This window comes from Pontibacter toksunensis, assembly GCF_042686245.1.
Classification (GTDB): Bacteria; Bacteroidota; Bacteroidia; order Cytophagales; family Hymenobacteraceae; genus Pontibacter; species Pontibacter toksunensis.
The window spans coordinates 45,082-70,969 of sequence record NZ_JBHUOX010000006.1; the positions used below are offsets into that span (position 1 = coordinate 45,082).

General features: G+C 49.3%; 16 protein-coding genes. 13 read left to right on the forward strand and 3 right to left on the reverse strand.

Going from position 1 to position 25,888, the window contains the following annotated elements:
• The first annotated feature begins 31 nt into the window (after positions 1–31).
• From ACFS7Z_RS09725 to ACFS7Z_RS09745, 5 genes are all read left to right on the forward strand, one after another.
• On the forward strand, positions 32–916 hold the full coding sequence (locus ACFS7Z_RS09725) for an alpha/beta hydrolase (protein ID WP_377483862.1): 885 nt from the start codon (positions 32–34) through the stop codon (positions 914–916).
• 124 nt (positions 917–1,040) lie between these two features.
• Positions 1,041–1,226: a hypothetical protein gene (locus ACFS7Z_RS09730; protein ID WP_377483864.1), complete on the forward strand. Its 186-nt coding sequence runs from the start codon at positions 1,041–1,043 to the stop codon at positions 1,224–1,226.
• Between the two features lie 132 nt (positions 1,227–1,358).
• On the forward strand, positions 1,359–1,655 hold the full coding sequence (locus ACFS7Z_RS09735; protein WP_377483867.1) for an antibiotic biosynthesis monooxygenase family protein: 297 nt from the start codon (positions 1,359–1,361) through the stop codon (positions 1,653–1,655).
• 28 nt (positions 1,656–1,683) lie between these two features.
• Positions 1,684–3,312: a GAF domain-containing protein gene (locus tag ACFS7Z_RS09740; RefSeq protein ID WP_377483869.1), complete on the forward strand. Its 1,629-nt coding sequence runs from the start codon at positions 1,684–1,686 to the stop codon at positions 3,310–3,312.
• 119 nt (positions 3,313–3,431) lie between these two features.
• Positions 3,432–7,526, forward strand: coding sequence for a chemotaxis protein CheB (locus ACFS7Z_RS09745; RefSeq protein WP_377483870.1), 4,095 nt, complete (start codon positions 3,432–3,434; stop codon positions 7,524–7,526).
• A gap of 565 nt (positions 7,527–8,091) precedes the next feature.
• Here the strand turns inward: ACFS7Z_RS09745 and ACFS7Z_RS09750 are convergent.
• Positions 8,092–9,675, reverse strand: a complete 1,584-nt coding sequence (locus ACFS7Z_RS09750) for a hypothetical protein (protein WP_377483871.1) — start codon at positions 9,673–9,675, stop codon at positions 8,092–8,094.
• A gap of 527 nt (positions 9,676–10,202) precedes the next feature.
• On the opposite strand from ACFS7Z_RS09750, the gene ACFS7Z_RS09755 reads away from it, so the two are divergent.
• Positions 10,203–11,390 carry a serine hydrolase gene (locus ACFS7Z_RS09755; protein ID WP_377483873.1) on the forward strand — a complete coding sequence of 396 codons (1,188 nt, stop codon included), beginning with the start codon at positions 10,203–10,205 and terminating at the stop codon, positions 11,388–11,390.
• Between the two features lie 106 nt (positions 11,391–11,496).
• Here ACFS7Z_RS09755 and ACFS7Z_RS09760 read toward each other — a convergent pair whose 3' ends face one another.
• Both ACFS7Z_RS09760 and ACFS7Z_RS09765 read right to left on the reverse strand, forming a co-directional pair.
• Positions 11,497–12,915 carry a SusD/RagB family nutrient-binding outer membrane lipoprotein gene (locus ACFS7Z_RS09760; protein WP_377483875.1) on the reverse strand — a complete coding sequence of 473 codons (1,419 nt, stop codon included), beginning with the start codon at positions 12,913–12,915 and terminating at the stop codon, positions 11,497–11,499.
• Between the two features lie 11 nt (positions 12,916–12,926).
• Positions 12,927–16,043 (reverse strand): SusC/RagA family TonB-linked outer membrane protein, encoded by a 3,117-nt coding sequence (locus ACFS7Z_RS09765; protein ID WP_377483876.1) that lies wholly within the window; start codon positions 16,041–16,043, stop codon positions 12,927–12,929.
• Between the two features lie 470 nt (positions 16,044–16,513).
• On the opposite strand from ACFS7Z_RS09765, the gene ACFS7Z_RS09770 reads away from it, so the two are divergent.
• The 7 genes from ACFS7Z_RS09770 to ACFS7Z_RS09800 all read left to right on the forward strand — a co-directional run bounded on the left by ACFS7Z_RS09770 (position 16,514) and on the right by ACFS7Z_RS09800 (position 25,802).
• Positions 16,514–18,652, forward strand: coding sequence for a S9 family peptidase (locus ACFS7Z_RS09770; RefSeq protein ID WP_377483877.1), 2,139 nt, complete (start codon positions 16,514–16,516; stop codon positions 18,650–18,652).
• A 63-nt stretch (positions 18,653–18,715) separates the two neighbouring features.
• Positions 18,716–19,654 carry an N-acetylmuramoyl-L-alanine amidase gene (locus tag ACFS7Z_RS09775; protein ID WP_377483878.1) on the forward strand — a complete coding sequence of 313 codons (939 nt, stop codon included), beginning with the start codon at positions 18,716–18,718 and terminating at the stop codon, positions 19,652–19,654.
• A gap of 19 nt (positions 19,655–19,673) precedes the next feature.
• Positions 19,674–21,029, forward strand: a complete 1,356-nt coding sequence (locus ACFS7Z_RS09780) for a D-alanyl-D-alanine carboxypeptidase (RefSeq protein ID WP_377483879.1) — start codon at positions 19,674–19,676, stop codon at positions 21,027–21,029.
• Positions 21,030–21,125: 96 nt separating this feature from the next.
• A complete protein-coding gene (locus tag ACFS7Z_RS09785) occupies positions 21,126–22,139 on the forward strand; it encodes a dipeptide epimerase (RefSeq protein ID WP_377484379.1) in 1,014 nt (337 codons plus the stop codon).
• Entirely contained in the window at positions 22,139–23,218 is a 1,080-nt protein-coding gene (locus tag ACFS7Z_RS09790; RefSeq protein ID WP_377483880.1) for an aminotransferase class I/II-fold pyridoxal phosphate-dependent enzyme, read from the forward strand. The genes ACFS7Z_RS09785 and ACFS7Z_RS09790 overlap by 1 nt, the downstream gene beginning before the upstream one ends.
• An 83-nt stretch (positions 23,219–23,301) precedes the next feature.
• Complete coding sequence (locus tag ACFS7Z_RS09795; protein WP_377484380.1) at positions 23,302–24,561, forward strand: DUF819 family protein; 1,260 nt, start codon at positions 23,302–23,304, stop codon at positions 24,559–24,561.
• 62 nt (positions 24,562–24,623) lie between these two features.
• Positions 24,624–25,802: a C40 family peptidase gene (locus ACFS7Z_RS09800; protein ID WP_377483881.1), complete on the forward strand. Its 1,179-nt coding sequence runs from the start codon at positions 24,624–24,626 to the stop codon at positions 25,800–25,802.
• Positions 25,803–25,888: the final 86 nt, after the last annotated feature.

Consider the following 25,888-nt stretch of genomic DNA (forward strand, 5'->3'; position numbering starts at 1 on the left):
ACTGCAACGCCAGGAATTCTAAAACATGTATATGAAATTACTTCGCTTCTACCTGTTCGTCTGCCTTTCGGGCCTGAGCTATCTGACCTATGGTGCCAAAGTGGACACTCTGGATGTCCCAAGTGCGGCCATGCAGAAGACGTATAAGGCAGCCGTAGTGCTACCTGACACTTATTCAAAAAGTAAAGCGGCTTATCCTGTGCTGTACCTGTTGCACGGGGGAGGAGGGCAGTTCAGCGATTGGCTGAAGCAGACTCCTGATAAGAGACTGCTCCACAAAATGGCTGACCAGTACAACATTATCATCGTAACACCGGAGGGCGAAAGATTGGGCGGCTACCTGGATAGCCCTGTTCAGAAGGACAACAAGTTTGAGACCTATATCACAAAAGAGGTGGTGGAGAGAATAGACAACACCTACCGCACCATCCGCAACCGTAACGGACGTGTGATCACAGGGTTGAGTATGGGTGGGCACGGCGCTTTTTACTTAGCCACCCGCCACCCCGACCTCTATTCTGCCGCCGGTAGTATGAGCGGTGCGCTGGACCTGGATGCCGGAACCTGGCAGATATCGCCGGAATTCGCAAAGCAAATAACCCCGGGCTTTGAGCGCATATTGGGTCCGTCGGGAGCCACTCCAAACCATTATGCTGCCAATTCAGTCGTGAACATGGCCGATCAGATGAAAGCGAATGACGTAAAGCTTATTTTTGATTGTGGTGTGGACGACTTTCTGATAGAGCCGAACCGGGAACTGCACCGGCGGTTAGTGTATAAGAAAGTACCGCACGACTACACCGAACGACCTGGCGGCCACACCTGGGACTACTGGGAAAACTCGTTAGGATACCACCTCCTGTTTTTTGATAAAGTTCTTAAAGCAAACGGAGTCGCTGTAATGAGCAGAAAATAGAAATACCTACCATGCATAAAAAAAGACTGCCAGCTTTGGCAGTCTTTTTTTATGCCATTATACTCCGTTCAAGCCTAAATGACGTAAGGAAGCTTTGATTTGAACAGACGCCTCACAAAGGTTGATGCACAGTGAATGGAGTTTCGCCTGGTCTTTAAGCTTTAGCAGCAGCGGAACCAGGGTAAAAGCAAAGAGAGTTGAAGAATTGGCTGGACTAAAGAGAGCTGTTACAGGTATCGTTTCAGGGGATTTATCTTTAGTCGAAGCAACAGCTAAAAAACTCAAAATAGCATTACTGCCTCATTTTTAACATCGAAAATTAAACAAATCTGGTGGTAGATATTGCCCTGCTCCTGAACTACTGTTAAATTTACATGGGGTATTGTTTGGTTAGAAATCTGTGCCGGAATACCCTATTTTATATAATCATATTAAAAAATCGATGTTTATAGCATTAAGTGTATTTGAGGTTGCCAATGGCATGGAGGAGGAGGTGAAGCAGGCTTTTGTGAAAAGACCTCACCTTGTGGACGATGCAGCTGGCTTTCTGGAGATGAAAGTGCTGTCGCCACAGGACAATGGCAGCGAAATATGGGTGATGACTTATTGGGAGGATGATAACAGCTATAACGTCTGGTACAAAGACCATATGAAAGAGGCACACCAGGATATCCCGAAAGGGCTGAAGCTTGTCCCCGGGAAATCTAAAGTTCGGTTTTTTGACCAGGTGACCAAATAAAATAAAACGGCGGCTGTTAAAACAAATAGTGCGTCAGGTAATTATTAACACACAAAAAGAAGGCTTCAAAGCCACCGTGGGTCTCGCCCACTCTGACTGCATGGAAAAGAAAGCGGCACCAATCAATGTAACCATCGACAAGAACTACGACTCAGAGTTCTGCGGAAGTATTCCGCTACACCTTGTTAACCTGATACAGCCGCACGGCATGCTGCTGGTTGTAAATAAAACAGAGCTGCGTGTTGTGCAGGCCAGTACGAATGTAGAAACCTATCTGGGCATACCCGTGGATGATCTGCTGGAGCAACCGCTGTCTGATTATCTTTCTGCCGTACAGTATGCTGATATCCAGTCAAAAATAGCAAGTCAGAACAGCCAGGCCAAAATTCCCTTAACGCTTACGTTCACGGTGCAGGACACACAGCGGACTTTCACAGCCCTGGTGCACCCCAGGGAGGAGTATGTGCTTATTGAGTTGGAGGAGAGTGCACCAACATCAGGAGAGGAATCTTTCCTGGGCTTGTATCAGCAGATTAAGTACATCACCTCTTTGTTGAAACAGGTGCAGTCTACTGCGGAGGCAGCGCAGTTGTCGGCTGATGAGATGAAAAAGCTGACCGGTTTCGACCGTGTACTGGTATACCAGTTCGACCCGCAGTGGAACGGCATTGTGATCGGGCAAGCCAGAGAGGCCGATATGACAGACTACCTGGGCCTGCGGTTTCCTGCCTCTGATGTGCCTAAGCAAGCCAGGGATTTGTACTTCAGCAACCCGTACAGGCTTATCCCTACCCGCGATTACGTACCTGTGCGCCTTATTCCGGTTATCAACCCGCTCACACAGCGCTTTACCGACCTATCGGACAGCAACCTGCGCAGCGTGGCCAGTGTGCACCTCGAGTACCTGGTAAACCTGAACATTAAGGCGTCAATGTCGCTGCCGCTTATCATCGACAACAAGCTTTGGGGGTTAATTTCCTGCCACCATAAATCGCCCATCAAACCAAGTTATGAGTTGCGATCTGCCCTGGAGTTGCTTTCAGGTATTGTGTCTGTTCAGATAGCTTCCAAAGAAAGAGAGAAAGCCATTTTGCTCCACGCGCAGCTTCGTGGCGTGCATGCCCGGCTGCTGGAGCAGTTGTATACCAGTCCCACTTTTACCGATGGCCTGTTGTACGGCAACACCAACCTGCAGGAACTGCTTAACCTTTCAGGTGCGGCTGTTGTGTTTGAAGGCAGTATCCGGACGAGCGGAAGTACACCAACCAACCAGGAGATAAAAGAGCTGGTGGCGTGGCTCCGGCGCAATAAAAAAGACAAATTGTTCACGACAGACACGTTGCCCAAAGATTACGGGCAGAGCAAAAACTACAAGGACCTGGCCAGTGGACTAATAGCATTGCCAATCAATGCCGAGCAGGGAGAGTACATTTTAGGTTTCCGCCCTGAAGTGTTGCAGACTGTGAACTGGGGCGGTAACCCGAACAACGCCATACAAATGGAGCCGGACGGGAAGACATACCATCCGCGAAACTCCTTTGCCACGTATCAGGAGACAGTGAAGCACACGTCGCTGCCCTGGCTAGCTGAGGAAACAGAAGCTGCGGAGGCGCTAAGAAGTGCTGTTCTAGAGAAGATTATTAAAGAAAGACATTAAGAGCCTGTCTGTATTTTGTTTTGAAAGCCGCCACTGTGCGCTTGCAAGATGAAATACAGACAGGCTCTGACAACCCATGCATATTTCAGCCTTATCACGGCTAGTGCTTTATGATTGATATGAATAAACAAGCGCCTACCCGAAAGACACCAGCCAGCCCGGCAGATCATTATCTGGTGGGCATTGGTGCTTCTGCGGGTGGTTTACAGGCCATTCATCAGTTGTTTGACCATTTCCCAAGTAACTCGAGTTTCTCTTTTGTAATCATACAGCACCTGTCGCCTGACCACAAGAGCCTGATGGCGGAACTTCTTTCGAAGCATACTCAGATGCAGGTGCAGGAGGCGGAGGATAACATGCTCACCAGGCCGAACTGTGTTTATGTGCTGCCTAGCGGAAAGCAGCTGACCCTGGAAAAGGGCCGGCTTCGCCTGACAAATAAGGCCCGTGACCGCGAGCCGAATTTTGCCATTGATGTTTTCTTCGAATCCATGGCGAAAGACCTGGGCCGGTATGCCATTGGTGTAATATTATCGGGCACTGGCTCTGACGGAACCAAGGGTGGCCGGGCCATCAAAGACGCAGGAGGCATGGTGGTGGTGCAGGACCCGATATCAGCCAAATTCGACGGTATGCCTAAAAGCGCCATCGACGCCGGGTTTGCAGATTATGTGCTGTCGCCGGATCGTATGCCAAACGAGATCATCGGCTACACCCGCAAAGTGCCGCTGGCAAAGCAGCAGGAGAGTGCTGTGGAGGAAGGAGGAAACGATAGCGTTTTACAGGAAATACTGGACCTGATATACACGCACACGCACACCGATTTTACGGATTACAAGCAGGCAACCATAAACCGGAGGCTCCGGAAGCGTATGGATATCCTGTTGTTGAATTCACTGCCTGATTACCTGAACTACCTGCATGAAAATCCGATGGAGATAAATCTGATCTGCCAGGATTTCTTTATTGGCGTTACCAGGTTTTTTCGCGATCCGGAGGCATTTACCTTGCTGCAGCAGGAGGTTATCCCTAAAATAGTAGAGCGCAAAGCAGAGAACGAGGCTATCAAAGTATGGGTAACGGCCTGCAGCACGGGCGAAGAGGTATATTCCTTGGCCATTCTTTTCCAGGAATGTTTTGAGGAAATGGGCAGAGAACCACGCATTAAGCTCTTTGCTACCGACATCGATAAACGGGCAATTACGCAGGCATCAAAGGGGGCATACCCGGCCTCTATTGCGAATGACGTTTCTGCTGAAAGGCTGCAGCGTTTCTTCCACCAGCGCGGGGAACGGTATATTGTGAGCGAGGAGATCAGGAAACTGGTGGTATTCGCCCAGCACGACCTGCAGAAAGATCCGCCTTTTGGTCGCATCGACCTGATTAGCTGCCGCAACATGCTTATTTACCTCAACCCGGACCTTCAGAAGAGAGTACTTTCCCTGTTCCCTTATGCCCTGAACCAGCATGGCTACCTGCTGCTGGGGCCCAGTGAGAACATCGGGGAACTGAAATCCTTCTTCTCTGAGGAAAACCGAAAGTGGAAGTTATACAGGAAGATAAAGGAAAGCCGCAGCATTCAGCAAAACTACGGCGTTACAGAGTTTTCCCCTGCTCCGTCTTCTGAAAGCCAGTCTACTTTTAAAGTGGCACAGCAAAACCGCTACAGCGACTCGTTTATGGATGCCGTTGCGGAAGATTTTAAAGTAACAGGGCTTTATGTGGATGAGAACTACCAATTGCTGCACGGCATCGGGGACATCAGCCGGTTTTTGAAATTCCCGAGCAGGCGGCTGAACTTTAATCTCCTGAAGATGGTGCCCGAGGAGCTGGCAGTAGCGATAAGCGTGGGAGTCCGGAAGGCGTTAAAGCAAAACAGGAAAGTGCTGGCCCGGCAAGTGACTGTAAAGAACGGAAAGAAGAACTGGTTTGTCAACATATCTGTCAAGCCCATCGCCGCAGATAAGAACCAGCCAAAGGTGATTCTAATCCTGCTGCAGGAGATAGAGCAGGCAGCTTTGTTGCCCAAAGCAGAATTATCCATGGTGTCGGACTCAGACTATTACCAGCAGCTTGCTGCCCTGGAAATGGAGCTGAAGGAGGCCCGCGAAGGCTTACATTTAACGGTGCAGGATTTAAGTACCTCTAACGAGGAGCTGCAGTCTACAAACGAGGAACTGATGTCTTCGAATGAAGAGCTGCAAAGCTCTAACGAGGAAATGCAGTCGCTGAACGAGGAGTTGCATACCGTAAACACGGAGCACCAGCTAAAGATAAAAGAGCTGCAGGAACTGAACGAGGACCTGGACAACTACATCCGGAGCTCTAACATTGGGCAGCTATTTCTCGATCACCACCTCGTTATTCGGAAATTTACACCCTCGGTAAGAGAGCTGATCAACATCATCGACAGTGACCTGGGTCGTCCTATCCATCACCTGTCCCACAACCTGAAGTCCTCCGATCTGCTCGAGAACGTTCAGAAAGTGAACAAAACGTCTGCAGAGGTAGAGCAGGAGATAGAAACGAATGAAGGCAAATGCTACCTCATGCGCATCATCCCTTACCTGAAACATGATGGGCACAGAGATGGTGTGGTGCTAAGTTTTGTGGATGTTACGATGCTGAAGGAGCTCAACAATGTGGTACAGGGGGTGCTGAACAGCTCCCTGAACAATATCATGGCTTTCCGGGCTGTGCGTGACGAAAATCATATTATAATTGACTTTACCTGGAGCTTACTGAACAGGAAGGCGGAGGAACTGGTAGGCAAGTCAAACGCCCGGCTCGTAAACAGCAATGTGCTGACTGAGTTTCCTTTTATGAAGAAAAGCGGCCTGTTTAAAAAGTATGTGAGCGTGGTGGAAACTGGTCAGCCGCTTTACATGGAGCAGCAGCTGGAGGTAAACAACAAGAAGGCCTGGTACGAGATTGTTGCGGTGAAGATGGGAGACGGTGTGACCATAACCATGGCCGATATCACGGAGAAAAAAGTTATAGAAGAAAAGGTCTCCCTTGCTTACGAAGAAATAAAAAAGGCCGAGGAAGACTTAATCAGGTTAAATAACGAACTGGAGAAAAGGGTAGCGGATCGTACGCAGGCACTGGCCGAAAGTGAGGAACGCTTCCGACTGGTTTCGATGGCGACAAACGACGTGGTGTGGGACTGGAACCTGGTGACGAATGAAATATGGTGGAGCGAGAGTCTTCAGCACGTACTTGGGTTCGAGACACAGGAGATGGATCCGGGGGTGCAGGGATGGTTCGATTTAGTACATCCCGAAGACAGGGAGCATGTTGTGAAGCAGTTAAACCATGCCGTGAACCACGGGAAAGACCAGTGGTCTGGGGAGTACCGCATTACCAGAAAAGACGGCTCTTATGCTTATGTAGCGAACCGTGCCTACATCCTGCATAATGAGTATGGTATCCCGTATCGTGTGCTGGGATCATTTATTGACCTGTCTGACCTGAAAGCCACCCAGGAAAGCCTGCAGAACACCAACGAGCACCTGCTGAAGGTAAATGCAGACTTGGATACCTTTGTTTATACTGCCTCGCATGACCTGAAGGCACCGGTAGCCAACATAGAAGGCCTGCTACTGCTGCTGGAAGAGCAAATAGAGTCTTCTGACCCGTTGCCAGGAGAGCCAACAAAGCCCCTGTTCGACATGACCAAAGACTCTATCCGCCGTTTTAAAGACGTTGTGAAAGACCTGACAGACATTGCCAAAGTGCAGCGGGACATAGACGGTGAAGCTGAACTGATAGGGCTGCAGGAGGTATTTGAAAACGTAGAGGCAAACACCAACGACCTTATTTTACAGGCAAAGGCCCGGCTGCATGTTGACTTTAAAGAGGCTCCTCACGTTAACTTCTCCAGGAAAAACCTTTACAGCATTCTGTATAACCTAGTAAACAATGCCATCAAGTACAGTTCACCAGACCGTCAGCCAGAAGTGCGCATTCAGTCGGAGCAGGTAGAGGACCACGTGCTGCTAACTGTGGCAGATAACGGACTTGGCATTAGTGAGGAAAACGTAGGAAAGATGTTCACCCTCTTCAAGCGTTTTCACTCTCATGTTGATGGCACGGGTATGGGGCTTTACATCGTGAAGCGTATGATGGATAATGCCGGTGGAAAAGTTGAGGTGGAGAGTGAGGAAGGGAAAGGAACGACGTTTAGGTTGTATTTTAGAAATGATAAGGGGTAAAAGCGCTTTTCTTTTGGGTAAGAAAGGTATAGACTATGGATTTATTTCTTTTCAGCTGTTTTGTCTAAGCTGGCGTAGTAGCTTATCCAGCGACTCATAAATAGCCTTTTCCATAGCTGATTACGTGCGCTTCACTCCCGCGGGGGCGCGTTTTCCCGTTCTTCGCTGTGTAAATAAAGCTGCCATCGCTCCGCTGCAGGCTGCCTCACTATCGCTCGGCACCGCATTATTTACAAGGCGCCTTCCGGAAAAACTGGAATCGTTTTTCCTTCGAGCTGACAAAAGATATCTTTACAGTGTACGATAACTTGAATTAAACCTTGCGAACTTTTGATTCCGAAATCCTGATGTTTGCGCACTGTAATAGCATTTCAGAGGGTAAATTCCCCTCCTCGGAGGGGCAGGGGTGGGTAAAAGGTAGCATTCGATAGTTGACAAATGGCTTCCCGCAATACTCTTCAAATAAGGGTAGTATTGTTTAGATAGCGGTGCAACTGGATTTAGCAGCTAACAGTAAAGGCAGGGACAAATCCCTGCCTTTACTGTTGTATTTCTTTTAAACTTCCTAATTGTCGGAGAAGTCTTTGAAAGTTTTAGCTACGTTTTCATTTGTAGGTTTGGCTTTGTTTTGCCAGCCGGCGTCCAGTTCTAAGGCCACCATACCTTTCAGATTCATGATGGCTACGAAATTATCGACATCTTTCATGAATTCGGGATCGCGGCGCGAAGATTTGAGGGCATACTTCCGGGCAAAGATATCGCCCTTTGTCTGTAGCTCATTCCGCTTCTCCATGATGTAATTAAGCCGTTCTATCAGGTCTTTGGTTGAGCGGCCGATTACTTCTGTTGCTTCCAGGGTACCAATCGTCATCACCATGGTGCCTCCAACGGCAGTTATCTTTTTAGAGGTAGCAGGCTCCTCTACCACCACAGGCGATATGCCCGTTACGGCTCCCAGGGAGGCATTAGTAAGCGACCTGCCTTTTTTTCCTCTTTTGGCGCGGTTGTACTTCTTTTTAAGGTCTTTCTCTGCCTCTTTTAGTTGCTCCATCAGGTCCCAGGCCTTTACCAACGGCGCCCTGTACTCGTTATACAGCTTCTGGTCCCTTTCTTCCTCGTTCACGGCGTTCTTGATAGAGAAAGTCACTGTGCGTGTATCCCGCTGGTTCGACTTGTCCATCACGAAGAACGTAACATTGAACACTAAGGAATCATGCGGGTCTTTCACGAAGTCATAGCCTGGCCGCCAGATAAACTCATACTGGGAGGGAGTGTTCTTCACCAGCGCTTTGGCAGGAACATTGGTGTTTTCAGAAATAAAATTGAACGCAGCAATATCGTTTTCGCCGTTCTCATCCGTCAGCTGAAACATGATGTTAATGGTGGCGTTCTCATCATAGGCAAACCGCTTCTGCGACGGAATCATCTGGATACTTGGCGGGAGGTCCTGCTGCGTTGCTGCAATTTTAAAAGTGCCTTTTGTGCGGGCTTTTCCCGGCTGGTCTTCTACATAAAACTCCAATATCAGCGGGTCCTTTTGCAGCTGGCGAAACTGGCTGGTAGATGGCTTCCAGGTAAACTCCCCCTGTGCTGAAAGTTTAGCTCCCTGCGGCATTGCGTTGGTAACAGGCACAAACACAACCGGGTCATTGTCTTCGTCCTTTACTGCGGATGACTCGATGGTATAGGTGTTCTGCGCACCGTATCGGACGTAAAACGGCTTTAGCTCCCCAATAACCGGAGGACGGTTAACATGCTCTACTTTTAACTCTGCCACCTGGCTCACACTTTCTCCCTTTTTGTTTCTCGCCTCAAAAAGAAGCTGTACGTTACGCCCATTGCTCAGGCGGTCCACAAAATCATAGCTGGGTGTCCAGGAGAAGCGGCCAAGGGAGTCGAACACCATTCCTTCTTCCCGGCCTTGGGTGAGGGCATAGGTAAAGCTGCTATCGGTGCCACCGGTGGCTTTTGCCTCGAACTGGAGTTTTTCTCCTTCCTTCAACACGTTCCAGTTTGGTCTGTCCGGAAAGCTAAGTTTTAGTGGAGAGGCTATAACTGTAGGTGCCGGTACTTCTACCGCATCGTCCTGGGCAGATACTTTTGTGATGAATAAAAATAAGGCAGAAAAAAACAAAATACTTTTTTTCATAAAAGGGATTCAGGCAAATTATTCAGGCTACGAAAAGATTCTAAAGTTAGTAAAGGATGATGTACTGCAAAAGTACCGCTTGATTAATAAGTGCTAAAGCAGCAATAAATTATTGTCAACAATGTGAATTTGATGCGCGTTGCATCGCAATAGATACAAAATACAAATCAATATTTTTTTCATTCTTTTCATGAAAACCGAACAGGGGGAGTAACTCCGAAACAACTTGAAATATCAGGTCACAGGCGTCTTGTTACCAACGAAAGCAGGTGCCTGCAGATTACTCATATAGAAGATGGAGGACGCCTGTAGAAAAGACACCACAACATTTCAGAAGAAGGTAACCAAACTCTGCCTGCCGTTTTTATTGGGAATCTGGCAAAAGTCTGTACCTTAAACATAGAACATCTAAGGCTACTATGATAGAGATACCCCGGCGCAGCAAACAATGGCTGCCACTGTTTTCGTGCTTGCTCTTAATACTTATATGTTTCTTCCTGTTTCAAAACGCTGCCTCAGCACAGAAGATGTCATCAAAAAAACTGATTCAGAAAATACTGAAAAGACATCCGGACAAGTTTCAGGAGATACTGAAGAATCCTGAAAAGTACCGTCTACAGATCCTCTACACGCAGATAGATCGGGATGCTCAAAACCAGCCTCACTTTACTTCTTATACCTACCGGCTAAACCCGCAGGAGTACTTTTACCCGGCCAGTACTGTAAAGCTGCCTGCGGCATTGGTGGCAATGGAGAAGCTGAACGAACTGAATATAGCAGGTTTAAATAAATACACGCCTTTGCAGATAGATAGTGCGTACTCCGGGCAGAGTGCCGTGAAAACTGACAGCAGCTCGGAGAACCAGCTGCCTTCTGTTGCGCATTACATCAAAAAGATACTGCTGGTAAGCGATAACGATGCCTATAACCGGCTGTATGAGTTTGTAGGGCAACAGGAGCTAAACCAGACGCTGCACCAGAAGGGCTTTGAGGATGTTCGGCTGGTGCATCGCCTATCTATCTTTCTGAGCCCCGACGAAAATGCCCATACAAACCCTTTTACCTTTTATGAAGGAGAGAAAGTGCTTTACCAACAGCCCCTCCAAAAGAACCCAACACCTGTGCCCAGCCAATTAGGCACAGTTTTACTGGGAAAAGGCTATTACATGGATGACGAACTGGTACATACACCAATGGACTTTTCAGCCAAGAATTATATTTCAGTAGACAACCTGCAGGGCATCCTGAAGACTGCGCTCTTCCCGGAGGCGGTTCCGGAAAAGCAGCGGTTCAACCTGACGCCGGATGATTACGCTTTCCTTTACAAGTACATGTCGATGCTGCCCCGCGAAAGTGGTTACCCGGCCTATGACCCCCAGGAGTACCCTGACAGCTACGTGAAGTTTCTGATGTTCGGAAATTCAAAGGAGCGAATGCCGGACAACATCCGGATATTCAACAAGGTGGGCGATGCCTATGGCTTTCTGATTGATAATGCTTACGTAGTCGATTTTGAAAATAAGGTAGAGTTCCTGCTAACAGCTGTAATGCTGGTGAATGAAGACGAGATCTTTAACGACGGAAAGTATGAGTACGAAGAAGTCGGCTTTCCTTTTATGCAGGACTTAGGTCAGGCGATTTATCAACATGAATTGAAGCGGAAAAAGAAGCATCTCCCTGATCTGGAGAAGTTCAGGATAGATTATAGTAAGTAAGAAAACTGCACAAGCTTGATCAAGTGACAGGCTATAAAACAGAAAGACCGCTGTACTTACAGCGGCCTTTCTGTTTTAACTGTTTAATTTAAGTAGGAAGCCAATCTTACATGTCCCACCAAAGCTCTTCTGACAGTTCAGGAGACTCAGGCGTATTTGGGTTTTTTGATGCCTCTCCCTGCGGATAAGCCACCCTGCGAATAAAGGTTGGTAATGCTGCGCCGACTGGTAGCTCAAAGCCGGCATAGGCATAGTCGTACCGCCTGGCGTCGTTCCAGGCTTCCGGGTTCAGGTAGGTTACCACGTACTTCTCTTTAAAGATCAGGTCGAGTATGAGGTTAGAAGCACCTACTGCTACAGCCGGGTCAGACAGATAATCGGCAGCATCTTCCGGGTCTACCTCGAGCAGTTGCATACTGGCCCTGATAGCTTCCAAGTAAGCAGCATAGGCTCTGTCCATTTGTCCGGCACGCAAGGCTGCCTCTGCTTCAATCAGTTTCACTTCCGGGTAGGAGATAAGTATCAAGGGGGATTCATCTCCTGTCAGGGGAGAATTGCGGGAAATATAGGTCTCATCTTTGACGGTGTTGCTCGCTGAACCTACGTTACCTGCTCCATTTGGAGTACCCACATATGTTCCATTAATAGTGGGGTCAGTGATCTGTGCAATGCGGGGATCTAAAACACCGGTAGTTGTTCCTTTCAGGTGCTCTACCAACTGCTCAGACAGCCAGCCGCCTAATACCAGTTGCTCGTTGGCCAGCGCAACAGCTGCCCAAGGATTTCGTGTTTCGAACACACCCATATCAGCATTATCAGCATTAGATGTGTAGGAATTCTCCACGGCGCTCAATACAGCTGCAGGGTCATAGGCAGAGGTTCCGGTAATCTTGTTCAACAACCTTGCTCTAAGGGCATAGGCTGTTTTGATCCAGTTCTCTTTGTCGCCACCATGAATCAGGTCACTTTCAGGCGCCAAAACTACTTTTGAATCTGCTTTGGATAACTCCGCTATGGCTTCATCCAGAAGTTCTAAAGAAACGTTATAAAGCTCCTGCTGCGAATCGAACTCCGGCGTAAGGGTGGTGTTGACAAAAGCATTGGAAAAAGGAGCGTCTCCCCACAGGTCCGATACCAGGTTCAGGTGGTAGGCCATTAATATATTTGCTACTCCCACGTATTCAGAAGCACCCTCTTCTATGGCTTTCTGCTTCATATCATAGATGTCTGCCATGGCTAGGTACAGATAGTCCCAGGTGGTGGTGTAATCTGATACCTGATAAGTGTCTGTTGATGCGCCAGCCGAAGGATTTGCCAGGTACTGCACAAAATAGGAGGTGATGTTCGCCACCCGCTGGCTGTTAAGACCAGTTTTCTGAGTGGTGGTGGACAGCATGGTTGCCAGTGGAGGATTGTTCACCAGGTTTGGGTTCTCATCCAGGTCAAAATAATCCTCACAACTCTGCAAGCCGAATAGCGCTCCCATCATGATAAAAGCGAAGGTGTATCTGAAAATCTTTTTCATATATCTTTCCATTAGAATCCAAGGTTAAGGGTGAACAGGTAGCTTTTTACCGCTGGGTATGTAAATCCGGCGAAGCCATCCACGCTGCTTCCGCTGGGCGATGAGCTGCTTTCTGGGTCATACCCGGAGTAATTCGTAGACAGCCACAGGTTGTTACCTGTAAGCGACACGGAGGCATTCCTGATAAAAATGCTCTCGAACCACTGATTGGGAAGGCTATAGTTCAAGGTCAGGGATCGTAAACGCACCCAGGAGGCGTCTTCTACAAAATTTTCTGACACGCCCCGGTGCAAGTTGCGGTAGAAGCCGTTGCCATAGTTTACGCCGTCAGGACCTACTCCCTGTCCAAGCCAGACCGGTTTCGTATTCGGAGTGCCATCTGCCAGTACGCCTTCAAACACGATCACATCATTACGGTTCTCCGTGTAGTCCGCTATGCCAAAAGCAGAGAAGAAGTTGTCCATCTGGTTATACTTCTCCTGGCCTACACGGGCATCAATTAAACCAGTCAAGCTCAGGTTTTTATAAGTAAAGGTGTTAGTGAAACCTGCAATCCAATCGGGTTGCGAGTTCCCTAGAACTTTTTGGCTTGTTGCACCTGATGCCCGAACCGGAAAGCCATCCTCTCCGATAACGATGGGCCTGGATTCGTCTAAATAAAGCGGGTCTTCCTCTTCACCAGGCCCGTAGTAACGCTTGTAATGGGTGCCGTAGATATTGCCATAAGGTTCCCCAGGTACCAGGTTCATGGTGACGGTAGAGCCAAGATAACCGAATTGTGACGCATAAGGAATAGTCTCCAGCCCTTCACGTATACTCAGGATTTTGTTGCGGTTAGCAGAAAAAATCAGCTTTGTGTCCCAACTGAAATCGTTGGACCTGACTGGAATTGCGTTTAACACAACTTCAATGCCTTTGTTGCGCATCTCACCGGAATTAACGGAGGCTTTTATAAACCCTGTAGAGTTAGCAATATCAATGTTGAGGATCTGGTCTTTGCTCAGGGAATAATAGTAGGTAAAGTCGAAGCCTAGCCGGTTATCCAGGAAAGACATTTCGAGTCCTGCTTCATAGGTGTTTGTAAATTCCGGACGGAGATCTTCGTTGCCTAATAGCTCAGACCTCGTGTAGCCGGTATAGCCAGTTGGAAAATCTGTATAAGGGGCGAAGCCGGAGGAGGTAGAGTAAGGAAGGGCATCTTTGCCTATCTGAGCATACGATAGCCTTAGCTTGCTTTGGTTAATGAAAGCAGGAAGCTGCAGGTGCTCTGAGAATGCATAGCTGAGGCTTGCTGAAGGGTAAAAGAAGGAATTGTTAGGCCGCTCCAGCGTAGAGGTGATATCATTTCTTCCTGTCAACGTCAGGAAGAGGAAGTCTTTATAATCAACAGAGAATTCTCCGAAAATACCCATCAACCTGTACTCCTCCTCTTCCTGCCGGGAGGACAGGAACCTTGCATTCGTCAGGTTAAAGTAATCAAATACCGCAAGCTCACGGCCCTCTACGCCAAAACTCTTTATCTTCCTGTCATACAGCTCGTGGCCGAGCCTCAAAGTTGCATTAAAATCTTCACCGAAAGATTTGTTCAGGGTAGCAATAAAAGTGGAGTTAAATGCTCTGAATTTAGACGTGTACTCGCGCACAAAGCCTTGTCCATTGTCTTCGTATACACGCTCATCGGCAAACCCACGTGGTCCCGGCGCTGTACCGGTACGATCATCATTGTACGTGTCCAGACCTATACGGTAGCTGAAATTAAGCCAGGTAAGAGGAGAATAGCCAAAACTTAAACCACCGATGAACCTGTTTACATCGTCCTCCAGCAGGTTAGTGGCTGCACCGTAGATCGGGTTGTTGTTGCCGTAGGTGTTCATGGTGCCGTCTGGTTTTCTGAAGTCCGTTACATCCCAACGAGGTGACCAGTAGCTGAGGCTTTCGCTGAAGCGGTCTGCGTTATAGCGATTTCCGCCGGAGTTTGTATAGTTGAAATTGGCGCCTGTCGTGAACTTATCACTTATTTTAACTTCTGTGTTCAGTCGGGCCGAGATGTTTTCATAGTCGGTGAATGGCAGCACACCTTCATGCCGCAGGTGTGAGATAGAAGAGAGGAACGTGATAGTTTCGTTTCCGCCGGCGAAGGACAGGGAGTTCCTGAATTGGTGGCCTGTTTCGTAGGCGTCCCGGAAATGGTTGTATAATTCAGCCGGGTGTGTCGGGTCAATCTGCCGTGCCTCTGCCACCGTTGGTCCCCAGGATGGCCAGAAGCTCTCCGGGTCATATTTGCCTCCAAATCCTTGGGTGTAGGTGTCCTGTATATCAGGGAATTTGTTTACCTCTTCAAAGCCGGCCGTGCTGGTGAGGTTCACACGAAGGCGCCCCTGCTCTCCTTTCTTCGTAGTAATTACCACCACGCCATTGGCCCCTCTCAGGCCATATAATGCAGTGGCCGCACCACCTTTCAATACGTTGATACTTTCAATATCATCCGGGTTCAGGTCGGCGAGCCTGTTGCTCATGCCCCGGAGTTCTGCGCCTTCTCCGAAGGTGGAGGTGGAGTTGTCCATCTGGATTCCGTCGATGACGAAAAGGGGCTGGTGAGGCCGGGATGGGTCAATGGAGTTAATTCCCCTGATCCGTATGTCAGTTCCCTGGCCGGGAGCGCCTCCTGTACTGGAAATAACGGCTCCTGCCACTTTGCCCTGCATTGCATTCAAAACGTTTGGCTGACGGTGCTGTGTTAGTTCTTCAGCTTTCACTGACTGGGCGGCATAGCCCAGAGCCTTCTTCTCGCGTGTAATACCCAAGGCAGTTACCACCACCTCAGAAAGCTGCCTGGAATCTGTTGCCAGGCTCACATTGATGACGGACTGGTTTCCTACCATCACTTCTTTGTTTTCGTAGCCCAGGTACCGGAATACCAATACAGCATCGTTGTTTGGTACCCTTATCTGGTAATTTCCATCAGCATCGGTGGTGGCGCCGGTGGTGGTTTCTTTCACAGTCACGCTAACGCCCGGCAGGGGTATACCATCTGCTGCGCCCGTGACTCTGCCGGTAATAATGCTCTCCTGAGCAAAAGCCGTGGTCACCCAGCACACCAGCAAAAGAAATGTATAGATTTTTTTCATAAGGAATAGAGTTAGACATGGAGGTAAATAATGTTACTTATATTTAAAAATTTCAATGTATGAAGGCTTCAGATGTCAGCCTCAAATAACAGAGCAGCTGAGTGAGATAAGGGTGAGACGGCTGATTGCTTTTGCTTTCAGCTCGCTGTATCTCATAGTAAGTGCAGTGGAATATATTCATTTAATATGTTAGTTGCTAGGATAGCGATATAAAATAATACTGTACTCACATAAAATACAACTGCAAAACATACTTACCCTGGGGATAACTACGGCTGCTTTTCCGGAGAAAGTGAGCTCGACCAGATGTGTAGAGGGATTGACTATCAAGGGGTACTAAACATGAACAGCGGATGCGTCAAATGGCTTCTGCCAATTGGTCTTAACCTGAACTGTTGGCAAACCGTCAGATTTTTAGCACATTTAGATAGTTATTCCTGTACAAGGCCCTATCCACACACCCATCATCCATGAAAAAAAAGTATCTGTATTGCTTCTATGCTAGCCTCGTCTTTCTGCTTCGAAGCGTTACTTCCCAGGCGCAGGACTTTACACTGGAGGCAGTTCGGAGTTATCCTTTCCCCAGTGGCCTGACAGCATCCGCGCCGGGGTCCCGAATTGCCTGGGTGTTTGATGAACAGGGCAAGCGCAATGTGTGTGTGGCAGAGGGCCCGTCTTTTGAACCACGCAAGCTCACTGAATACTACCTTGATGAGGGGCAGGAGATTACCAGTTTGTCTCTTTCGGCAGATGGCAAGTGGGTGGTATATGTAAGGGGAGGAGAGCACGGGGCCATTTGGGACGAAGGTGAAACGGTGAACCCCACTTCTGATCCTGTGCCACCTAAAGTGCAGGTATGGAGCATGCCTTTTTCAGGAGGAGAGCCAATACTTATAGGCGAGGGAGATGACCCGGCCATTTCTCCAAAAAGTGACAGAGTCGCCTTTATCAGAAACGGGCAGGTATGGGAAGCACCTTTGGATGGAGCAACCGAGGCAAAAAAACTATTTACAACACGGGGCACGAGCAGTTCCCTGGAGTGGTCGCCGGACGGGAAAGCGTTGGCTTTTGTCTCGAGCAGGGGAGGTCATGCCTTTATAGGAGTATACACCGACAGCAAAACCCCTCTTAACTGGATAGCACCTTCCTTTCACAGGGACCGCTCCCCACGATGGTCTCCGGATGGTAAGAGAATTGTGTTTGTGCGCACACCGGGCACAGGTGGCGCACCTGAAACCTATCTTGAGATGCACCACAGGCCCTGGGCCATCTGGACTGCCGACGTAGCCTCCGGAAAAGCGTCGCAGCTATGGCAAGCACCGGAAACGTTGGCGGGTTCTGTTCCAAATACGCATGGAGGTATCAACTTACATTGGGCTGCGGAAGACCATATCGTGTTTCTTTCTTACCACGACGGATGGCCGCACCTTTACTCTTTACCGGCATCAGGTGGGAAGCCGTTACTGCTGACAAAGGGGGAGTTTATGGCAGAACATATTCACTTAAGCCAGGATAGAAAATGGCTGCTGTTTAGTGCGAACACCGGACCTGACAAAGCAGATATAGATCGCCGGCATGTGGCACGTGTTCCGGTGGACAAGGCGGAGATGGAGGTGCTGACACCGGGGAAAGGACTGGAGTGGTCTCCGGTGTTAACGGGTGATGGTAAAACAGTAGCCTTGATAACTGCCACAGCGCAGCGGCCGCCGCTTCCTTCTGTCATGGCTTTTAGGAAGGGCTACATACAAGTACTTGCCGAAAAACATATACCTGCTTCCTTTCCGCAAAAGCAACTGGTAACGCCGCAGCAGGTTACCTATAAAGCGCCGGACGGTGTCACCATTCATGCACAGCTATTCCAGCCAAAAGGTGGAGCCGCTAAAAAGCCAGCTATTGTGTATGTGCATGGCGGCCCGTCGCGGCAGATGCTCTTAGGATGGCACTATTCCGACTACTACGCCAACGCTTACGCGATGAACCAATACCTCGCCAGCCTCGGGTTTGTGGTTCTGTCGGTGAATTATCGCCTAGGCATTGGGTATGGACATGCCTTTCATCATCCTGAAAAGGCAGGGCTCACCGGTGCTTCTGAATACCAGAACATACGGGCAGCGGCCACCTGGCTGGCAGCACAGCCGCAGGTGGACGCCGATCGCATTGGCGTTTACGGAGGTTCCTACGGCGGCTACCTGACTGCACTGGCATTAGGCAGGGATTCTGATTTGTTTGCGGCAGGCGTGGATATACACGGAATGAGCGACCGCACCGCAGGACGCACCACCGATCTGGTAGCACCAGATCGGTATGAGCGGGCACCGGATGCTGCGCTGGCTTCCAAAGTAATGTGGGAGTCTTCCCCGGCTTCCTCTGTCAGCACCTGGAGGTCTCCGGTGCTTCTTATTCATGGAGATGATGACCGCAATGTATCGTTCAGCAACAGCGTTGATTTGGTAAGACGCCTTGAGGCGAAAGGTGTTCCTTTTGAAACCCTCGTACTGGTAGATGACACACACCATTGGATGACCTTTTCTAATGTGCTGAAAGTAGGTAATGCCACCGCAGCGTTTTTCCAGCGGAAACTGCTGAAGAAGGAGCCGGGAAAGCGGTAACGAGAACCAGATGGTTGCCGGTTAGCAATTAATGCCTAAATTAGATAGAAACGAACACCCTCTATGAGACAGAACTTACCAAAGGTGCTTTTTCTGCTGCTGGCAGGCTTGGTGGCTGCCTGCTCTTCTAACCCTTATGCCGCTACGAACAGGGCACATAAAAAGCAGGTGAAGGCATACACAAAGGCGCTGCGTTCTTTTCCTGCATCCAACCCTGAAGCGGAAACACTGCAGCAGGGAGATTACTGGGTGGGCACCACCAACTTCAGTATGCGCAGGCCAAATTATGTCGTCATCCACCATACCGCTCAGGACTCAACAGGCGAGACACTAAAGACTTTTACGGAGCCGGCCACACAGGTAAGTGCCCATTATGTGATTGGAAAAGACGGTAAAGTGTATCACATGCTGCACGATTATTTGCGGGCCTGGCACGCCGGTGCCGGCAAATGGGGCAACAACACCGACCTTAACTCCTCCTCTATAGGTATAGAGCTCGACAACAATGGCGCTGAGCCTTTCACGGAGGCACAGATTAACAGCCTGCTGAAAGTGCTGGCTATTTTGAAGAAGAAGCACAGTATCCCGGCAGCTAATTTTATCGGCCATTCCGATATAGCACCGGTCCGGAAGGTAGATCCGAACCAGACATTCCCCTGGAAGCGTCTCGCAGATAACGGGTACGGGCTGTGGTACGATGAAGGAGTTCTGGATGACTATTTCCTGCACGCTGCAAAACTTTCACAGGACACGACAGCTGTTGATAGTACTGCTACGGCAGACAGTATGGCAATGCTGGACAGTGCTAATTTCGTAGCGCCTGAATTTTATCCGAAGCATTTTAACCCGCAGGAGGCACTCCGGATTATAGGTTATGATGTGCAGGATATGGAAGCGGCTATCAGAGCCTTTAAGCTGCACTTTATACAGACAGACATCACACCTGTGCTAACAGAGCAGGACAAAATAGTGCTGTACAATTTATATAAAAAGTACCTGTAACGGCTACTTGAGCTACTATATGCTAACTAAAAAGCTTCTCTATTCAAACCTCCGGCATTATACCCTTGCATGTGTATGTGCTTTCCTGCTGCTGGGCTGCAGTGCTTCCAGGCCTGCCACCAAGGCTGCTGCCCCGTATGGGCCGGCAGAAATTAAGCGGCAGGTGGAGGAGTCGGAGGTGCTGAAGCAGCGCTTTGTGGGTTTTGCCCTGTACGACCCGGAACTAAACCAGATGGTGGTGGAGCACAATGCTGATAAGTACTTTGTGCCCGCCTCTAATACCAAACTCTTTACTTTCTACGCCGCATCTAAAATGCTGGAAGACTCCATCCCGGCGTTGAAGTATGCAGTGCGGGGAGATTCGCTGCTGTTCTGGGGAACCGGCGACCCTACCTTCACCCACATGGATGTGAAGAACACCATTGCCTATGATTTTCTGAAGCACCGGCCGGAGAAGCTGTATTATATCGAGGCACCTTTTGCCAGTACGCCCTTCGCCGTTAACTGGGGCTGGGACGACTATAACTATTATTATCAGCCGGAGCGTAGTGTCTTTCCCATACATGGCAACATCGTTAAGTTTGCCCGCAAAGACTCCAGCCTCTATACCACGGCACCTGCCTCATTCAAGGCAATTGTAAAAGCAGATACACTGGGTGTTTCCGAGAGCGGTAATTTTGTGCGGGAGTGGCGCACGAACGATATAACATTTTATCCGAAGCAGGCCAGAGCTGATTTTTCTGTAGAGGTGCCCTTCATCACTTCGCCTGAAATGACGGTACAACTCTTAGCCGATACCCTGAACAGACCCGTGGAGTGGCTGAAGCAGCCTGTGCCGCAAAATGGGCAGACGCTGTATGGCTTGCCAGCGGACACCGTCTTCAAACGCATGTTGCAGGTCAGTGACAATTTGCTGGCAGAGCAACTCATGGCACTGGCGTCAGGCACTATCTCTGACACCATCTCTGTAGAACGCGGCATCGACTACGCCGTTAAGAACTACCTGACAGACCTGCCGGATGCCCCTGTGTGGATTGATGGTTCGGGCTTGTCTACTAAAAACTTGTTTACTCCGCGCAGCATCATTGCCCTGCTGCAAAAGCTGCGGCAGGAACGAGCTGATGAGCGTTTATTGCCCCTGTTAGCAACTGGCGGCAGGCCCGGCACTTTCCGTAATATCTATAAAGCAGATGTTCCTTTTGTCTTTGGAAAGTCGGGTACACTGTCGCATGTGCACAACCAAAGCGGCTATATTATTACGAAGAGCGGAAAGCTGCTGCTCTTTAGTTTTATGAACAACAATTATACGGCGCCTACGTCCGAAATCCGTGAAGAGATGGTGCGCATTATGACAAAAGTGCATGAGAAATACTGAGAGGAAGCTATTGATGATAAGAAGTCAGGCTTACTCACCTCAGTTGTGGCTTTAAGAATTAAAGTGCATATTTTCCCTATCCTAAATAAAACTATGATGAAACTGACCATTCGTGATTTCAACCTTCCCCTTAAACATACCTTTACCATCTCCTATGACTCGCGGGATGTACAGGAAACTATGATTGTGGAATTGCAGCAAGGGCAGTTCAGGGGCTATGGCGAAGCGACCAGCAATCCGTATTACGGCTTCACCATAGAGAACATGGCCGAGGCCCTGGAAAACGTTCGGGAGCAGGTTGAGGCAGCGGAACTGAAGAGCCCCGAGGCATTCTGGGCGCAGATGCAGCCTTTGCTTTTCGATAATCCTTTTGCCCTTTGTGCCCTTGATATGGCTGCTAATGACCTCTTTGGTAAGATGCAAGGCAAACCACTCTATAAAATGTGGGGACTCGATGCTGACCAGATGCCGCTCACTGACTATACTATCGGTATTGACACTATTGAAAACATGGTGAAAAAGCTAAAGGAATGCCCATGGCCCATTTATAAAATAAAGCTGGGCACGCCGGACGATGTCGCGATTGTGAAAGAGCTGCGCAAGCACACGGATGCTGTGTTTCGGGTAGATGCCAACTGTGCCTGGGGCGTGGCAGAAACAATTGAGAATTCGCATCAGCTTAAGGCACTGGGGGTAGAGTTTATAGAACAGCCTATGAAGGCCGACGATATGGAAGGCATGAAGGAAGTTTTCCAGCGCTCCGCGCTGCCGCTGATTGCAGATGAAAGCTGCATTACGGAAGATGACGTGAAGAAGTGCCACGGTCATTTTCATGGCGTAAATGTGAAGCTGGTAAAGTGCGGCGGCCTGACACCTGCCCGACGGATGATAGCAGAGGCAAAGGAATTAGGTATGAAGGTCATGGTGGGTTGCATGACGGAGTCCACTGTTGGTATCTCCGCTATCGCACAGCTCTTGCCACTGCTGGACTATGTAGATATGGACGGCGCCCTTTTGCTGCGGGAGGATATTGCCAGCGGTGTTACCATCGAGTACGGTAAAGTAAGCTATAGTACAGAAAACGGAACAGGAACTACGCTGCTTGCCTAATGTCAGACTCCGAACGTGTTCATGCTGACCACATGCCGGGGCGTACTTTAACGCTCAACGGTGAGGAATACCTTTACTGCAGCGGCACCTCTTACCTCGGCATCTCCTGCAATGAGGCGTTTCGGGAGTGTCTGGCAGAAGGGATGCAGCAGTATGGTACTAACTACTCCAGCTCCCGCCGTTCTAATCTTCAGCTGAAAGTGTACGAGGAGACGGAGCGTTATCTGGCAGCGTATACCGGGGTAGAAGCAGCCTTAACCATGTCTTCCGGCTTTCTGGCGGGCCAGTTACTGGTGCAGACACTGCAGGGCAGTGGACATTTTGTATATGCGCCCGGTACACATCCGGCGCTGTGGCGTAGTCCGACAGATGCACCGGATGCTGCACAGGAATTTGAAGAATGGGTAGACTGGCTGCTGCGAGAAATGCCCGCCATGCAGGAGCAGCACATCATACTTTTTTGCAATTCACTTGACCCGCTGCAGGCCCGAAACTATTCCTTTGATTGGCTGACTTCTCTGCCTCCTGAAAAACAGGTGACGCTTGTTATCGACGACTCGCATGGTTTTGGTGTAACCGGAAAAAACGGAGCCGGTATTTATAGGCAGCTGCAGCAGGTGCCACATGTTCGCCTGGTAGTGGTGACCTCTTTTGGCAAGGCTTTTGGCATTCCGGCAGGCGTTATTCTGGGTAACGAAAAACTAATATCGCTGCTGAAAACAAGCCCCTATTTTGGGGGAGCTTCACCTGCCGTGCCAGCTTACCTTTTTGCCTTTAGCCGTTGCCAGTCTGTTTTTGCGGAAGCCCGGCAGCAGCTGCTCTTCAACATCACATACTTTCGGGAGCGGCTCGAGCGGCCTGAGATGTTTAACTTCTTTGAACACTACCCCGTCTTTAGCACGCACAGAGAAAGCCTTTGCTCCTTCCTGCAGCAAAACAAAGTGCTTATCTCCAGCTTCCGTTACCCGACCCCCAACCACGAGCCTGTTACGCGGGTTATCCTGAACAGCCTGCATACCCAGGAAGACCTGCAGCGCCTGACCGACCTTATCAATAAGTTTAGCGCTGCACCCACCTAAGAGAGAACAAGTCTTCTACAACCATACTTATGCTGCTGAAAGGACTGCAGGCATTCAATTCTTCTGATTCTACACCAAACTATATGGAGCAAGTCTCTGAACAAACACCCCTTATTACGAACGATGCCGTTGTGCTTGGCATCCTGGTGCTCATATTAGCTTTTGTTTTTAAAACATCCTCGAGTAAGCATCCTTTCTTTAGTAAATTCTATTCTGTCGTACCGTCTGTTTTAATGTGCTATTTGATTCCCAGCCTGTTTAATTCCTTCGGTGTGATATCCGGAGAGCAATCAGGCCTGTACCATGTCACGTCGCGTTACCTGTTGCCAGCCAGTTTGGTTTTGTTTACCGTTAGCCTGGACCTAAAGGAAATCTGGAAGTTACGGCACAAGGCAGGGGCCATGTTTATAACAGGTACTATCGGTATTGTGATTGGGGGCCCGCTGGCGATTCTGATTGTATCTACTTTTGCCCCGGACATAGTGGGAGGAGCAGGGCCCGGTGCAGTATGGCGTGGCTTAACCACCATTGCCGGCAGCTGGATTGGAGGAGGCGCCAACCAATTGGCCATGTTCGAAGTATTTCAGCCTGACCCGAACCTCTTCTCTGCCATGATTGCGGTGGACGTGATTGTAGGGAATATCTGGCTGGCGGTGCTACTGTTCGGAGCGGGCAAAGCAGAAAGGCTGGATGCGTTTTTTAATGCAGACAGCACTGCTGTGAATGACCTGAAAAACAAGGTAGAGAAGTACAGGCTCAGCATCATGCGTATTCCAACCGTGCCCGACACCATGATGGTGATAGGAGTAGGCTTGGGCATTACAGGCATCTCACACTTTTTGGCAGATTTAATTGCCCCCTGGATTGAAACGAACGCACCCTACCTCGAGCAGTTCAGCCTGACGTCCGGCTTTTTCTGGCTGGTGGTTATTGCTACGCTTTTTGGCGTAATGCTGTCTTTCACGAAGGCCCGGGAACTGGAAGGGGTAGGGGCTTCCCGAATCGGCTCCGTTTTCCTGTACCTGCTGGTCGCCACCATTGGTATGCAAATGGACATTACCGCAATTGTGAGTCAGCCCGGCCTGTTCCTTGTAGGCTTTATCTGGATTATCATTCACCTGGTGCTGCTCGTTATCGTTGCCAAAATTATCAAGGCACCTTTTTTCTTCCTTGCTGTGGGGAGTGAGGCAAATATTGGTGGAGCGGCATCGGCACCTATCATTGCCAGTGCTTTTCATCCTGCGCTGGCCCCGGTAGGTGTGCTGCTGGCTATTTTTGGGTATGCCATCGGGACCTATGCAGCCTATATTTGCGGTATCCTGATGCAGATGGTGGCCCCGTAGCAGAAGAATGAACTGCTTGCCCTAAAGAATTCGTTAGAGCTTTGAATAAACTTCTTTCCCTTATGCAAAAGAGCCCGTTTATACTCCTGTTGTGCTTTCTTATGTCCTGTGCTGCCGGCAATTCTACGCTGCAACCTCAAACGCAGGAGACGGTTTCTACAGTACAGCCTCATATTGATGCGGTGCGACAGCAGTATGCTCCTGACAAGCGCGTTGCGCTGTTCCAGGTGGAGCAGCATGGCAATGTGCTTCGTGGCGAAACCAACATGCCTGAGGCGAAGGCGGCACTCTTGGAAAAGCTTCAGGGTACTGCTTATGTAGACAGCATACAGGTACTTCCGGAGGCCGGGCTGAATGGAATGCACCAGGCCGTGGTTACCATTTCGGTCGCCAACCTGCGCTCACAGCCAAAGCACTCGGCCGAACTAGCCACTCAGGCCACGATGGGTACACCCCTGCAGGTCTGGAAAAAAGACGATGGATGGTACCTGGTGCAGACGCCGGATAAATACTTGGCATGGGTAGACGCTGGTGGTATTACTTTGATGAACACCTCCAACTTTGATAACTGGCAGCAAGGCAGCAAACTGCTTTACACAAGCCCGTATGGCTTTGCCTATGCTATACCTGATGCCAAAGGAGCCACCGTTTCTGATTTAGTGTATGGCGATGTGATGCTGTTGCAAAACCAAACACAGGATTTCTATGAAGTCACCTTTCCGGACGGACGCAAAGGCTTTGTACCTGCCAGCAGTGCCGTAAAGTATAAAGATTGGGTTGCCAGCCGCAAGCCAACGGAAGAGAACCTGGTACAGACCAGCAAGGGTATGCTCGGCGTACCATACCTGTGGGGCGGTACTTCCTTTAAAGGTGTAGACTGCAGTGGATTTACAAAGACCGTCTACTTTATGAATGGACTAGTACTGCCGCGTGATGCGTCACAGCAGGTACATCTCGGAGAACTGGTGGATACCTCAGAAGGCTGGCAGAACATGCGCCCGGGCGATTTGCTTTTCTTTGGTGTTCCTGCCAAAGATGGCAAACCAGAGCGCGTGGTGCATGTGGGCATGTGGATTGGCGGAGATCAGGAGTTTATCCATTCTTCCGGAAAAGTGCGCGTCAGCAGCATGAACCCGGCCTCTCAAAACTTTGAAGAAAGCGAACTGAAGCGTTTTCTACGGGCAAAGCGCATTTCTCCACAGGAAACACTGGACTTACGGACTGCTTCACTTTATGAGTAGTTTTTATTTTTATATTACAGGTGTTGCTTGTCCTGAAGTTGGTTTATAAGCAAGTATAACAAAAGAGAAGCTGCAATTGTATTTTA

Excerpts from the sequence above, each read along its gene's own strand:
- ACFS7Z_RS09725 (WP_377483862.1), top strand. The coding sequence starts at position 32 with ATGAAATTACTTCGCTTCTACCTGTTCGTCTGCCTTTCGGGCCTGAGC.
- ACFS7Z_RS09730 (WP_377483864.1), top strand. The coding sequence starts at position 1,041 with ATGCACAGTGAATGGAGTTTCGCCTGGTCTTTAAGCTTTAGCAGCAGC.
- ACFS7Z_RS09735 (WP_377483867.1), top strand. The coding sequence starts at position 1,359 with ATGTTTATAGCATTAAGTGTATTTGAGGTTGCCAATGGCATGGAGGAG.
- ACFS7Z_RS09745 (WP_377483870.1), top strand. The coding sequence starts at position 3,432 with ATGAATAAACAAGCGCCTACCCGAAAGACACCAGCCAGCCCGGCAGAT.
- ACFS7Z_RS09750 (WP_377483871.1), bottom strand. The coding sequence starts at position 9,675 with ATGAAAAAAAGTATTTTGTTTTTTTCTGCCTTATTTTTATTCATCACA.
- ACFS7Z_RS09755 (WP_377483873.1), top strand. The coding sequence starts at position 10,203 with ATGTCATCAAAAAAACTGATTCAGAAAATACTGAAAAGACATCCGGAC.
- ACFS7Z_RS09760 (WP_377483875.1), bottom strand. The coding sequence starts at position 12,915 with ATGAAAAAGATTTTCAGATACACCTTCGCTTTTATCATGATGGGAGCG.
- ACFS7Z_RS09765 (WP_377483876.1), bottom strand. The coding sequence starts at position 16,043 with ATGAAAAAAATCTATACATTTCTTTTGCTGGTGTGCTGGGTGACCACG.
- ACFS7Z_RS09770 (WP_377483877.1), top strand. The coding sequence starts at position 16,514 with ATGAAAAAAAAGTATCTGTATTGCTTCTATGCTAGCCTCGTCTTTCTG.
- ACFS7Z_RS09775 (WP_377483878.1), top strand. The coding sequence starts at position 18,716 with ATGAGACAGAACTTACCAAAGGTGCTTTTTCTGCTGCTGGCAGGCTTG.
- ACFS7Z_RS09780 (WP_377483879.1), top strand. The coding sequence starts at position 19,674 with ATGCTAACTAAAAAGCTTCTCTATTCAAACCTCCGGCATTATACCCTT.
- ACFS7Z_RS09785 (WP_377484379.1), top strand. The coding sequence starts at position 21,126 with ATGAAACTGACCATTCGTGATTTCAACCTTCCCCTTAAACATACCTTT.
- ACFS7Z_RS09790 (WP_377483880.1), top strand. The coding sequence starts at position 22,139 with ATGTCAGACTCCGAACGTGTTCATGCTGACCACATGCCGGGGCGTACT.
- ACFS7Z_RS09795 (WP_377484380.1), top strand. The coding sequence starts at position 23,302 with ATGGAGCAAGTCTCTGAACAAACACCCCTTATTACGAACGATGCCGTT.
- ACFS7Z_RS09800 (WP_377483881.1), top strand. The coding sequence starts at position 24,624 with ATGCAAAAGAGCCCGTTTATACTCCTGTTGTGCTTTCTTATGTCCTGT.